This is a genomic window from uncultured Tateyamaria sp., from assembly GCF_947503385.1.
In the GTDB taxonomy this organism is placed as follows: Bacteria; Pseudomonadota; Alphaproteobacteria; order Rhodobacterales; family Rhodobacteraceae; genus Tateyamaria.
The window spans coordinates 228,569-241,561 of record NZ_CANNDO010000005.1 but is presented as its reverse complement, the minus strand read 5'-3'; the positions used below and the strand labels follow the sequence as shown (position 1 = coordinate 241,561).

At 58.4% G+C, this 12,993-nt stretch carries 14 protein-coding genes; 9 read left to right on the top strand and 5 right to left on the bottom strand.

Annotated elements, in window-relative coordinates:
• Positions 1-14 precede the first annotated feature (14 nt).
• Positions 15-452: a host attachment protein gene (locus tag Q1A85_RS17040; protein WP_299692140.1), complete on the bottom strand. Its 438-nt coding sequence runs from the start codon at positions 450-452 to the stop codon at positions 15-17.
• Between the two features lie 127 nt (positions 453-579).
• On the opposite strand from Q1A85_RS17040, the gene Q1A85_RS17035 reads away from it, so the two are divergent.
• Positions 580-2,130, top strand: a complete 1,551-nt coding sequence (locus Q1A85_RS17035; RefSeq protein ID WP_299692137.1) for a PAS domain S-box protein — start codon at positions 580-582, stop codon at positions 2,128-2,130.
• On the opposite strand, the gene Q1A85_RS17030 is transcribed toward Q1A85_RS17035, so the two are convergent.
• Complete coding sequence (locus Q1A85_RS17030; protein WP_299692134.1) at positions 2,097-2,852, bottom strand: response regulator; 756 nt, start codon at positions 2,850-2,852, stop codon at positions 2,097-2,099. The genes Q1A85_RS17035 and Q1A85_RS17030 overlap by 34 nt on opposite strands.
• A gap of 169 nt (positions 2,853-3,021) precedes the next feature.
• On the opposite strand from Q1A85_RS17030, the gene Q1A85_RS17025 reads away from it, so the two are divergent.
• Positions 3,022-3,696 carry a helix-turn-helix domain-containing protein gene (locus Q1A85_RS17025; RefSeq protein ID WP_299692131.1) on the top strand — a complete coding sequence of 225 codons (675 nt, stop codon included), beginning with the start codon at positions 3,022-3,024 and terminating at the stop codon, positions 3,694-3,696.
• A gap of 62 nt (positions 3,697-3,758) precedes the next feature.
• On the opposite strand, the gene Q1A85_RS17020 is transcribed toward Q1A85_RS17025, so the two are convergent.
• Positions 3,759-4,190: a DUF2267 domain-containing protein gene (locus tag Q1A85_RS17020; RefSeq protein ID WP_299692128.1), complete on the bottom strand. Its 432-nt coding sequence runs from the start codon at positions 4,188-4,190 to the stop codon at positions 3,759-3,761.
• A gap of 21 nt (positions 4,191-4,211) precedes the next feature.
• Positions 4,212-5,393 (bottom strand): hypothetical protein, encoded by a 1,182-nt coding sequence (locus Q1A85_RS17015; RefSeq protein ID WP_299692125.1) that lies wholly within the window; start codon positions 5,391-5,393, stop codon positions 4,212-4,214.
• 223 nt (positions 5,394-5,616) lie between these two features.
• On the opposite strand from Q1A85_RS17015, the gene Q1A85_RS17010 reads away from it, so the two are divergent.
• Both Q1A85_RS17010 and Q1A85_RS17005 read left to right on the top strand, forming a co-directional pair.
• Complete coding sequence (locus tag Q1A85_RS17010) at positions 5,617-6,027, top strand: Hsp20/alpha crystallin family protein (RefSeq protein ID WP_299692122.1); 411 nt, start codon at positions 5,617-5,619, stop codon at positions 6,025-6,027.
• 58 nt (positions 6,028-6,085) lie between these two features.
• A complete protein-coding gene (locus tag Q1A85_RS17005) occupies positions 6,086-6,925 on the top strand; it encodes a universal stress protein (RefSeq protein ID WP_299692119.1) in 840 nt (279 codons plus the stop codon).
• Here the strand turns inward: Q1A85_RS17005 and Q1A85_RS17000 are convergent.
• Positions 6,915-7,583: an endonuclease/exonuclease/phosphatase family protein gene (locus Q1A85_RS17000; protein ID WP_299692116.1), complete on the bottom strand. Its 669-nt coding sequence runs from the start codon at positions 7,581-7,583 to the stop codon at positions 6,915-6,917. The two genes, Q1A85_RS17005 and Q1A85_RS17000, sit on opposite strands and share 11 nt — an antisense overlap.
• 92 nt (positions 7,584-7,675) lie before the next feature.
• On the opposite strand from Q1A85_RS17000, the gene Q1A85_RS16995 reads away from it, so the two are divergent.
• The 5 genes from Q1A85_RS16995 to Q1A85_RS16975 are packed head-to-tail and all read left to right on the top strand — an operon-like array spanning position 7,676 to position 12,992.
• Complete coding sequence (locus tag Q1A85_RS16995; RefSeq protein WP_299692113.1) at positions 7,676-8,329, top strand: hypothetical protein; 654 nt, start codon at positions 7,676-7,678, stop codon at positions 8,327-8,329.
• 55 nt (positions 8,330-8,384) lie between these two features.
• Positions 8,385-9,869 (top strand): YfcC family protein, encoded by a 1,485-nt coding sequence (locus tag Q1A85_RS16990; RefSeq protein WP_299692110.1) that lies wholly within the window; start codon positions 8,385-8,387, stop codon positions 9,867-9,869.
• Positions 9,866-11,089, top strand: coding sequence for an arginine deiminase (gene arcA / locus Q1A85_RS16985; protein ID WP_299692107.1), 1,224 nt, complete (start codon positions 9,866-9,868; stop codon positions 11,087-11,089). Before Q1A85_RS16990 ends, arcA begins: the two co-directional genes overlap by 4 nt.
• A gap of 4 nt (positions 11,090-11,093) precedes the next feature.
• A complete protein-coding gene (gene argF / locus Q1A85_RS16980; RefSeq protein WP_299692105.1) occupies positions 11,094-12,095 on the top strand; it encodes an ornithine carbamoyltransferase in 1,002 nt (333 codons plus the stop codon).
• Positions 12,096-12,992 (top strand): carbamate kinase, encoded by an 897-nt coding sequence (locus Q1A85_RS16975; RefSeq protein ID WP_299692102.1) that lies wholly within the window; start codon positions 12,096-12,098, stop codon positions 12,990-12,992. It abuts the gene before it with no gap.
• The last annotated feature ends 1 nt before the right edge of the window (position 12,993 follow it).

The window sequence follows — 12,993 nt, the reverse complement described above, 5'->3', positions numbered from 1 at the left end:
CCCGCGCATCGGGTCTAGACGGCGAGCAACGCGCCAAGCTGGGATTCAATTTCACGCAGCGGTTGCGCAGACAGGTCTTTGGGGATTTCGCCGATCAAAACAGCCGACAGGGAACCATCAAGATGCGCACGCAGCAAACCCATCATATGCGGCCCAGAGATCAGGATGAGCCGGTCAAATGTCTTGCCGTGACGCGCCTTTGCCAGATCTTCGGCAATCCGCTTGGCAAATCGGGTGTCGGCCAGCTCTTGTGGGTCCGTCTGCGACACAGCCGACACCGCCGGCCCGGAAATGCTATGCCCGACACCCGCTTTGTCGCGGGGCATGGACACCTCCGGTGCCCGCCAATTTTGGTCGTTGACTGCCGCCAAGCCTTTGCCGGGCCCCAAATGCGCATACACCCGAGCCGCGCGCGTGTTCGCAACAACAACCCAAGTCACAATTGGTTTCATCGTTGTCTCCTTGCACCTGATCCTTTCAGATATGTCAGACCAGAACCAAAAGAGGTTGATGCATATCAATTCCGCCTTGCGCCTTGGGCGCAGCATTTGGCAGGTTCGGGCAAAGAGGAGACCGGCAGTGGTCGATACGGCAACGGACAGCGCCATTTTGCACGCCATCATGGAAGCGGCCGTGGATGCGATGGTCGTCTCGGATGAAAAAGGCAAAATACTACGCACGAACGCTGCCGCTGCGCGCCTGTTTCAGTTTGATGTGACCGAGATGGTGGGCCAAAGCGTCAATATGCTGATGCCGGAGGCGCTGGCCGCGCTGCATGACGGATTCATGTCGCATCATATCAAGACGGGTGAAAAGCGGATCATCGACATCGGACGCGATGTCGAGGGGCAGCGCAAAGATGGCTCGGTCTTTCCGCTGCACCTGTCGGTCGGCCACAGTCAGGTCGAGGGCAAGCGCATCTTTATCGGCATTCTCCACGACTTGACGCATCGCAAGGCGACCGAAGACGCGCTGGCGCGCTCTCAACGTCTTGACGCCATTGGGAAACTGACGGGCGGCATCGCCCATGATTTCAACAATCTGCTGACCGTTATCGTCGGCAATCTGGAATTGCTGGAGATGCGCGGCGCTGACGACCGTCAAATGCCACTGATCAAGGACGCGCTTGAATCCGCTGAAATGGGCGCGGACCTGACAACGCGATTGATGGTGTTTGCGCGGCGCAGCAACCTCAAACCGGTCAAGGCGGATTTGCGCGAGCTGTGCACAAATACACTGACACTGCTCAAGCGCACCATCGGCGCGACCTACCGGATCAAAACCGACTTTGCCGCCGAACTTGACCCGGTCATGATCGACACGGTCCAACTGCAATCCGCGCTGATGAACCTTGCGCTGAATGCCCGCGACGCGATGGGAGCGGGAGGCGAATTGCTGGTTTCCATTGCCAATGTCACGATTGATGACAGCTATATGGCCCAAGAGACGGATATCGAGCCGGGCGACTACGTGCGGCTGTCCGTGAGCGACGATGGCGCAGGTATGAGTATCGAGGCGCAGCGCCGCGCGTTTGAGCCGTTCTTTACGACCAAAGACGAGAGCGGCGGCACCGGGCTGGGTTTGGCGATGGTGTATGGATTTGTGCGGCAATCAGGCGGTCACGTAACACTCTATAGCGAACTGGGTCTGGGCACGAGTTTTGGCCTCTATTTCCCGGCTGTGCGGCAAAAGGCCGAAACGGCGGACGCGCATGTTGCAACTGACATGCGTCAGGACCCGCCGCGCGGCAACGGCGAGACAATCCTGATTGTCGAGGACAACGAACGTGTGCGGAAACTGTCGATCGAGCGTATTCGCGACCTTGGCTTTGCGACGCTGGACGCAGACAGCGGTGACCGCGCGTATGAGATGCTCAAGAACGGCGCAGAGGTTGATCTGGTGTTTTCGGATTTGGTGATGCCGGGGACGTTGAACGGCTATGACCTCGCCGCAAAGATCGCGGCAGAATTCCCAAAGCTCAAAGTCTTGCTGACGTCCGGCTATGCCAGCGACGTGATCACGAGTGAACTGGCGCACGACGTCCATTCGCACATTCTACACAAACCCTACCGTCAGTCAGAGTTGGCAGAGCGGCTTCAGGCGCTCTTGGCCGATACTGGTGGCGACTGAACAACTTTCACATCGCTTGCGAACGTGTAGCCGATGCCGCGAACCGTCTTGATGAGCTGCGGTTTTGACGGGTCACGCTCGATCTTTTTGCGCAACCGGGCGACCTGATTGTCGATGGTGCGGTCCAGCGGGCTCCACTCGATCCCGCCCGTCAGGTCCATCAGCTGATCGCGTGACAGTACGCGCTTGGGCCTGTTCAGAAACACGTTCAGCAGCTTAAAATCGCCGCTGGTCAGTTCGCACGGCGAACTGTCCCGGTCGATCAGTTCAAGCCGGTCGGGATATGCTGTCATGCCATCAAAACAGAAATGCGCGCTGCTTGGTGCAGCATCTGCATCCGGGGTGGGCGCGGGCGCACCTGTTCTGCGCAGCACGCTTCGGACGCGCGCAATGACCTCGCGGATATGGAACGGTTTGGTGATGTAGTCATCTGCCCCGACCTCAAGCCCGACGACACGGTCGATCACATCATCTTTGCCAGTCACCATGATGATGGGCACTTGTGAGACCGCGCGGATCTGCTGGGCGATGTCGACACCGTTGTCCGCACCCAGATGAAGATCCAGTGTAATCAAGTTAAGCGGCGTGTCTCCGATAACTTGCATCACCTCGGCGGCTGTCTCGGCTTCGATGACGCGCGCGCCCTCACCCTCAAGCACGTTGCGCAAGAGGTGTCTGATCTTCTGATCGTCCTCAACAACAAGGATCGTCTGATCTTTCATTTGATCTCGTTTCTCGAGATTGGGTGGCAGATCACTTTATGCGTTGCCCCATCCGGCTGCGCCACTGACCTGCGTGTTACAAAACGATACAAAAGTCAGCTCTTGGACAGTAATTCAAATCACACAAGCAGATCAAGGTGGCCTCAATTGATCACGGAGGTCTGCCCAAATGTATGTCACGTTTCCCAGCGAAATCGCCGTCAAAGCGTCCACCGCCCCCCTTGCCAGTGCGTCATCGAAAACCGCCGAAGCCCGCCTGAAACGCGGCGCATATCTATATTTTGAGGGCGATGAGGTCGAATGGCTGTATCAGGTCACCAGCGGCGTGCTGCGGCTGACCAAACTGCTGGCGGATGGCCGCCGACAGGTCATCGCCTTTGGCTATCCCGGCGACATTGTCGGTTTTCCGGCAAATGATTTGCACCACACTGATTGCGAAGCGCTGACAGAGGTGCGGTTGCAACCTTTCCGCCGGTCGCATCTGGAAAGCGGCGACGGCGATCCCGCCTTGCACTGCGCCCTGCTGAAGGCCGCATTGCGCGAAATCAGCGCAATGCAGGACCACTTCATGATGCTCGGGCGCAAGTCCGCAACAGAAAAGCTCGCCTCATTCCTGTGTGTCCTGTCTGAGCGCGTGGGCGAGGATCTGGGAGCCTACCGTCAGATCAACCTGCCCATGAGCCGCGCCGATATTGCCGACTTTCTGGGGCTGACCACAGAAACTGTCAGCCGCACATTCACGCAACTGCGCAAAAGCAAGATCATCGCAATCGACAACATTCACACGATCATCATTCAACGTCCGACCGCCCTGATGAGCCTTGCAGAGGATGGCACCGACTGAACAACCGCCTTGCCCACCACATTTTGCGAAAGCCACGCAAACCCTGCGTGGCTTTCGTCGTTTCAGGGCGCGGGCCACAGATCGCGCAGGTCTTGCGGCAGGCTCGCCCACACGTCCTCGACTTCACCCCGGCTGATCCGCGCGTTGAGCATATCGAACACGCATTTGATGTCATCGCGCCCGCGATACTCGGCGGTGTCGCTCATCTGATGGCTGATAAAGGCTACGAAATCCTGCCCGCGCCTTTCCTTGATCGGGGTGTCTTTGGGCACCCAACCCTCAAAGTAGAAGCCCCGGATCATCACTGGCAGTTGCGCCGAGAGCTGGGCCACCTCATCGACCAGCAGGTGATCGCGGATACGGTGCAATGTGACGCGCAGCAGCCGCAGGGCGGATCGTTTCGATGACCAATCCAGTCTCCCTGCCAGTTCGTTGATCCACTCATGGGTCAGATGCACGCTTTGATCGATGACTTCCAAACCTTGTGCGGTCATGGGTTCTCTCCTCTGAAAAGGTCAGTCTTCAATTGGCTTCATGTCGACATCGAGCACCACATCAGGGCTGCCAATGAGCGACTGGAACACGGCGCGCGTCATCGCTCCGACACCCAGCAGGACCAGCGTGTAATTGGCCACCCACCCAACAAAGGGAATGAAGTTCAGCAGCGCAATAAAGGTGATGGCAGCGGCGAGAATCGCGAGACGCGCAACATTGCTTGGGTCGTCCGCACCGCCCAGACCGGTCCAGAGACGCATGGCAACACTGTAAGCACCCAAAGCATACCCAAGGACCCAAGCGACCACGATGGCGAGCACTGCAATCGGGACAAAGGGCAATCCGACGATGGTAAGCGCCGTGACCAGCACCGCACCAAAGAGCATCGACAGACCAATGACACCCAGCATGAATGTCTGACCGGGCGCGGCCGCGATGCTGCGGCGCATTCGGGCCAAGCGCTTGGGCATGAAACCCAGCATAAGCGCACCGAGCGCCAGGAAAAACAGCAACGACACGATGAAGCCAAACAGCATCGACGCAAATGTCGGCAAGGTCGGTATGTCCTTGCTCAACTCTTGCCATTCTTCATAAATCTGCCCGCCCGAAACCCTTTCGAATGTCACGCGATCCTCGGATGCGACGCGGGTCGGGACCTTGATCTTTTCCTCTGTGCTGTATGTCAGGCTGCCCGAAACAACGGCGTCCGGTCCAAAAGACAGCGTTTGCGCCAGAATCCGCACGTCCCCTGTGATCTTGGCGTTTAGAATGACGTCGCGCCCCATGACGGACAATGCGCCCGCGACAGGTCCTTCGACCGTCACCGAATTGCCCATCAGGCGCGCATTGCCAGCCGTTTCCGAGCTGCTTTCGGTGCGCGCTGAAAACGCCATAACCGACAGGTCTTCTGCGATTGTTCCACGGACCACAACGGTCGCTCCCATCGCATAAAGGTCTTCGGCCACGTTGACGTCGACCGACACATCGAATCCTGAAACATGCATATCGCCCAAAGCGGCACCTTTCACACGCGCGGATCGGGCAGCAACAAACGTATCCCCCTTGGTGTCAATCGACTGGCTGATCAGCCCGCCGGAAAAGAATGTGTCATCGCCGTTGCGCGTCGACACGGTGTCGGCAAATGCCGCTTGTGTCAGTGCGGCAAAGGCAATCGCGGCGAGCGTCGTTGAGAATGCAGACATCTTTGGCCTCTCTTTGAGTGCTGTGTTGCCTCAATGAGCTACCCCAACCGCCGCTGCTCCGGTTGATCGGGATCAATCGGTTCTGTCTGCGCACTGATATTCAACACCAGACACATTCCGTGTCGGCTGCACTGAAAGGAGACCGAAAATGTCACGGCAAACGCTTCCTCAAACCAACCGACCAAACCGCGAAACGGCTCTGTTTCCATCGCTGCAACGGGAAATGAACCGTCTTCTGGACCAATTCAAAGTTGGCTTTCCGATGCAAAACGAAGACGGGGCATCCTCTTTTGCCGGTCCGTCCTTTCCCGCGATCGACGTGGTCGAGACGGACGACACGGTGAAAGTCACCGCAGAGGTGCCCGGCGTCAAAGAAGACGATCTGGATGTCACCGTGTCGGGTGAAACGCTGATTCTGAAGGGCGAAAAAAGCGCGGATCACGAAGAAAAAGAGGGCGGCTATCATCTGATCGAGCGGCGTTACGGCAGTTTTCGCCGTCAAATCCCGCTTGGCTTTGCGCCCGAAGAAGGTGCCGTAACAGCCGATTTCGCAGACGGGGTACTGACGCTCAGCATCGCAAAACCTGAAACGGTCCAAGCCGCCGTGCAGAAAATCGACATTAAGAAAGCGTAACGACAGCCCGGGCGCGGCCACGCGCCCCGGCACTGCCAAAGTTCAAAGGAACAAAGCCATGTCCCCCAAGACAATTCTGGTCTGCCTCACCACTCCTGATCATGCGCACACACTTCTGAAAGTGGCGGTGCCGCTGGCACGCAAACACGGCGCGCATCTGATTGGCCTACACACGATTGAAGCGTTGGTCGTCTATCCGGGCATCGCCATGCATATTCCTGACACGGCCTTTGCATCGTTCAATGAAAGCCAAAAGGAAGAAGCCGAGGCGATCAAAGGCATTTTCGAAAAGCACACAGGTCCCGAAGCGTTCGTCAGCGAATTCCGTCTGGTCCGGGCTGAGGCGCAATCCGCCAGCGAGCGCATGATAGAAAGCGCGCGGGCCGCCGACTTGGTCATCATGGCGCACGAGGACAAAAACAGCGACCGCTATGATCAACGGCACGCGCAAACCCAAGTCATTCGCGAAAGCGGGCGGCCCGTGATCGTGGTGCCGCTGGATTACACCGGACCCGAAATCGGCGCGAACATCCTGCTGGGTTGGAGTGACACCCGCGAAGCCGCGCGCGCGGCGCACGATATGCTTGGTCTTGCCGATGACGGCGCAACACTGACGGTTCTGCGCGTCGGAAACGGGCCGCAGGACGCGTTCAAGGATTCTGACGCCATCGATATGGCGGAAATGTACGCGCGGCACGGTCTTAAACCAACGCTGGAACATCGTGATCCGATGGGCGACAGCATCGCGGATGTGTTGCAAACGGCCGCATTTGAAAAAGGCGCGGACCTGATTGTCACGGGCGCTTTTGGCCATTCCCGCGCCTATGACTTTGTCTTGGGTGCCACAACCTACGCGTTGCTGCGGGATCAGAAACTGCCGGTTTTGTTCAGCAAGTAGCGGCAGGGATTGTTATGTCGGACCAGATCGGCAGATGGTCCGACGCAACACGCGCCAGCGGGCTTTGATCAACGCCCGCATCGCGCAGCGTGACGCCCGTGGTCAGGGCAAAACGGTCAAGCCCGGCGATGGGGCGGCGCGCATGGAACGACCGTCCAGGACTGTATGTATCAAACCGCGCCGCCAAGGGTTCGAACCCTTTGGTTGTGGACCATTCGTTGAAATCGCCCGCGATCACGCAATGTGTGTCTTGGGACGTGTCCTTGTTCAGCTTGGCGAGTTGCGCGCGCCGGTCGCGCCTGCGCAGACCCAGATGCGCCGCAACGACGGTCAGCCCGGCGCCCACATCAAGCTGAACCCGGACAGCTCCACGCGGCTCCAGCCCCGGCAAATCCAGTCTGTCCACATTGCACACATCAAGACCCTTGCGCGCCAATACGGCGTTGCCATGCCACCCAATGCTCACGTCATTGAGGGACACATCCACCAATGCAAAATCTGTGTCGGCTTCGATCATCTGCGGCGGCAGAGCCGACGGGCGCGCACCCAGTCGTTTGTCCGCCTCTTGCAGCACCACGATATCTGCCTTCAGGCCGTTGATCACCTGAATGATGCGCTCAGGCTTGCGCATCTGGTCAAGGCCGCGGGCCTTGCGCATGTTATAGCTTACAACGCGTATCTGAGTTTCCTGCATAAACAGCATATAGGAATTTCCATGCCCGATTCTAACACTGCCACAGAAAACCGCCTGTGAAACTGATCAGGGACAGCGGGGCCATCATGTTGGTCATCTGGGCGCTGCTCTTGAGCACGGCTGTGATTTCCCTTGGGCTGTCACGCTGGTCCTTGGCCTTCGTCAGCTTTGCCACGCTCGCCTTATCCCTCGTTCCACCACTTCTTGCGGCGCGCTGGTCCCTGACCCTGCCATTGCCGTTTTTGATGTTCACAACCCTGTTCTTCTTTGCGTCCATCTTTCTGGGTGAAGCGTTCGATTTTTACGAACGCCTCTGGTGGTGGGACATCGCCCTGCATGGCCTTTCGGCGATAGGCTTTGGCCTGACAGGGTTCCTGTTCGTCTTTATGCTGTTTGAAGGCGACCGCCTCGCGGCACCGCCGTCCGCCATCGCGTTCATCAGCTTTTGTGTCGCCATGACGGTCGGCGCAATCTGGGAGATTTTCGAGTTCACCATGGACCTCTCCTTTGGGCTGAACATGCAGAAATCCGGTCTGAACGACACGATGGGTGATCTGATTGTTGATGCTTTTGGCGGGCTCATCGCCAGCCTGACAGGCTACTATTACTTGCGCAGCAACGCCGCCGGGCTGCTTGGGCGTGGACTGGGGCAGTTTATCGAGATGAACCAACGGCTCTATCGGAAGTACAAACACCGAATGAAAAAGTAGTGCCAGCCGAGGCAGGTGATTGAGCAATCTCAATCCGTCTTGCCAAATCTTCCCCATGATCACGGAAACTGCGTCCATCAGGGAGGCACTTCAAATGGTCATGCCACCACATGACGGCCCCAATCCAAAGCCTGTCACACCCAGCCGTTTTCCGACTGCCTACACCATTCTCTTTTCACTGGTCGTTGCCATGGCGGCGCTGACTTGGATCGTTCCCGCAGGCGAATATGAACGCGCCGCGAACACAACATTGGCCAAGGACGTGCCCGTGCCGGGCACCTATGCCCCCGTCGAGGCGGCACCGCAGGGTTTCTTTGACGTGCTGCTTGCTCCGATTGCGGGGTTTTACGATCCTGCCTCTTACGAAGCCAACGCCATCGACGTGTCCCTGTTTGTTTTGATCGTCGGCGGTTTCTTGGGCGTCGTGACCGCGACGGGCGCCATCAATACCGGCGTGGCCCAAGCCATGCGCAAGATGGAAGGCCGCGAAAAATGGATGATCCCGATCATGATGGGTTTGTTCGCGGCAGGAGGCACAACATACGGCATGGCCGAGGAAACGCTTGCCTTTTACGTCCTGCTGATCCCGATCATGATCGCGGCGGGCTATGATGCACTGACCGGCGTGGCGATCATCATGCTGGGCGCTGGCGTGGGTGTGATCGGCTCCACGATCAACCCGTTCTCCACCGCAATCGCGTCCAACGCCGCGGGTATCGCGTTTACCGAAGGGATGGCCTTGCGCCTCGTCATCCTGGGCCTGTCATGGATTGCCGCAGTTGTCTTTGTGATGCGCTACGCCGCGCGGGTGCGGGCTGATCCAACGCGCTCACTTGTCGCGCAAATGAAAGCCGAAAACGAAGCGCATTTTTTGCAGAAACACGCAGCCTTTGACGGTGAAACGCTCTCGGGACTGCAAAGTGTGATCCTGATCCTGTTTGCGGCAACCTTTGTTGTCATGGTCTGGGGCGTGTCCTCGCAAGGCTGGTGGATGGCGGAAATGTCCGCACTGTTTCTTGCCGCATCCATTCTTATCGGCACGCTGGGCTGGCTGGGTGAAAAGGCGTTTGTCCAAGCGTTTGTTGAGGGCGCACGGGACCTTCTGGGTGTGGCACTGGTCATCGGGCTGGCGCGCGACATCGTGATCATCATGGACCAAGGGCGCATTACGGACACCTTCCTGCATACATTCGAGGGGTGGATCAGTGGCATGTCCGACGTCGCGTTCATCAATGCGCTGTTTGGGATCGAAGCGTTGATGAGTTTCCTCGTCCCCTCCACCTCGGGTCTTGCCGTATTGTCGATGCCGATCATGGCACCGTTGTCGGACTTTGCCGGTGTGAGCCGTGATCTGGCGGTGACGGCGTTTCAAACCGCCATCGGCATCACCAATCTGGTCGCGCCGACCTATGCCGTGGTAGTCGGCGGTCTGGCCATCGGGCGCGTTCCCTACCACACGTGGCTCAGATTTGTGTGGCCACTGCTTGTGATCCTTTCGTTGATCTCTGTGGCGCTCTTGAGTGCGGCGGTGATGATATGAGCGCACCGCTGGGCGTATATTCAGAGGTCGGTAAACTGCGCACCGTCATGGTGTCACGGCCCGGCCTTGCGCACGAAAGGCTGACCCCAAGCAACTGCGACGCGTTACTCTTTGATGATGTGTTTTGGGTGGACGAGGCCCGCAAGGATCATTTCGCTTTTTGCGACAAGATGCGTGACCGCGGTGTCGAGGTGCTGGAACAGCACGACCTGTTGACCGAGATACTGGACGATCCTCGCGCGCGGCAATGGCTCTTGGATCGTAAGATCACCGAAGATCATATCGGTGTCGGTATGATGACCGAACTGCGCGCGTGGTTGGACGCGCTGCCAAGCCCCGAACTCACGCGCTACCTGACGGGTGGCATCACCACCAACGATCTGCCCTTTGCGCCGCACAGCATGTTTGGCCGTTTTCTTGGCCCCGACGGCTTTGTCCTGCCGCCGCTGCCCAACCTCATTTTCACGCGGGATACATCCTGCTGGATCTATGGCGGTGTCACACTGAACCCGATGCATTGGCCTGCGCGCCAGCAGGAGACGTTGATTGCCGCTGCCATTTACCGGTTTCACACGCGCTTTGCAGGCAAGGCAAGGGTTCTGTGGGGAAACCCCGATCAGGACTTTGGCCCCGCCACGCTTGAGGGTGGCGACGTGATGCCCATCGGCAATGGTTGCGTTCTGGTTGGCATGGGCGAACGCAGCACGCCACAGGCCGTGGGGCAACTGGCAGTCACATTGTTTGATCAGAACGTGGCAGAGCGTGTGATTGCCTGCCAGATGCCCGCCTCACGCTCTGCCATGCATCTCGACACTGTGTTTTCGTTCTGCGACCGCGATATCGTCACCAGTTTTACGCACGTGGCGGACCAGATCAGATGCTTCTCGCTCTACCCTGATGACAAACACGCGCTGAAGGTGGTCGAAGACCCCGGCCATATCTTTGATGTCGTCCAAGAAGCCCTGGGTATCGACAGGCTGCACATCATCGGCACTGGCGGCGACAGTTTCGAACAAGCACGCGAGCAATGGGACGATGGCAACAATGTCGTTGCGCTGGAGCCCGGCGTCGTCGTTGCCTACGACCGCAACGTCCACACCAACACGCTGTTGCGCAAGGCCGGGATCGAAGTGATCACCATCCGCGGGGCCGAGCTGGGCCGCGGACGCGGCGGTGGGCATTGCATGACCTGTCCCATGTCACGCGATCCGGTGGAGTGACCCAATGGCCTTCAATCTCAAAAACCGTTCCTTCCTTTCGCTGCGGGATTTCACCCCGCAAGAGATCAAATTTCTCCTAAAGCTCGCGGCGGATCTGAAGGCCGCAAAATACGCGGGCACGGAACAGCAGACACTCAAGGGTCGCGAAATCGCGTTGATTTTCGAAAAGAATTCGACCCGCACGCGGGTCGGATTCGAAGTCGCCGCCCACGATCAGGGCGCGCATGTCACCTATCTCGGGCCGTCGGGCAGCCATATTGGCAAGAAAGAAAGCATCAAGGACACCGCGCGCGTGCTGGGCAGGGTCTATGACGCGATTGAGTACCGCGGCTTTGGTCAGGACATCGTGGAGACGCTGGCAAAGTGGTCCGGCGTGCCGGTTTACAACGGACTGACGGACGCGTTTCATCCCACGCAGATCCTCGCTGATGTGCTGACCATGACAGAGCATGTGGACAAACCTCTGAGCCAGATCGCGTTCTGTTTTCTGGGCGACGCGGGCAACAATATGGGCGACAGTCTCCTGATTGGGGCCGCCAAGCTGGGGATGGATGTGCGTCTGTGTGGCCCCGAGGCGCTGTGGCCCGATCAGACAATCGTGGACGAAGCCCGAACCGAGGCCCGGCGCACCGGCGCGCGCATTCTTTTGACCGAAGATGTGCAGGCGGGCGTGCGTGCCTGCGACATTGTCTACACCGATGTCTGGGTCTCCATGGGAGAGCCGGAACAGGTTTGGGCCGAGCGGATCAAGCTGCTGACGCCGTATCAGGTGAACGCGGATATCATGGCGATGACCGGCAATCCACACGCCAAATTCATGCACTGCCTGCCAGCGTTCCATAATACCGAAACCGAGGTGGGTCGGCATATTCACGATACCTTTGGGCTGGATGCGATGGAGGTTACAGAGGACGTGTTCGAAGGCCCGGCCTCCATCGTCTTTGACCAAGCAGAAAACCGAATGCACACCATCAAGGCCGTATTGGTCGCAACATTGGGGTCCTGAATGCGAATTGTCGTTGCTCTGGGCGGGAACGCCCTGCTGAGACGTGATGAAACACTCACTGCCGAGGGCCAGCGCGCCAGTATACGGATTGCGGCGCAGTCACTGTCTGAATTGCTGGATGCTGGCCACGAGGTTGTCATCACCCACGGCAATGGCCCGCAGGTTGGCTATCTGGCCTTGCAGGGCGGGTCGTTTCCTTTGGACGTGTTGGGGGCAGAGACCGAAGGGATGATCGGCTATGTCCTGCAACAGGAATTGGACAACGCGCATTTGCCCGACGCGACCTACGCGACACTTCTGACCCAGATCGAAGTCGATCCCGCCGATCCTGCGTTTCAAACCCCGACAAAATTCATCGGACCGGTTTATGAAGAACGCATGGCCGCAAAACTAAGCGCCGAACGCGGTTGGACCATCGGCAGGGACGGTGCGTATCTGAGGCGCACTGTGCCATCCCCGCGGCCCAAACGGATTTTGGAACTGGATGTGATCAACTTGCTGCTTGAGCAGAAGGTCATTGTCATTTGCGCAGGCGGCGGCGGCATTCCCGTTGTTCAGAAACCAGACGGCACGATGGTCGGTGTAGAAGCCGTTATCGACAAGGATCATGCAAGTGGGCTTCTTGCGCGTCAGGTAAACGCGGATGCGTTCCTCATGCTGACGGACGTGGCTGGCGTGTTTACCGATTGGGGAGGCCCGAATGCGGCGATCCTTCGCACGGCCACGCCTTCGGAACTGGCCGCAATGTCCTTTCCTGCGGGATCCATGGGGCCAAAGGTCGATGCCGCATGTGACTTTGCCACGGCGACAGGCGGCTTTGCCGCGATTGGCCAATTGTCAGATTGCAGGGCGTTGGTGAACGGCACCAAAGGCACCCGGATCAGCCTCAGACCCTGAA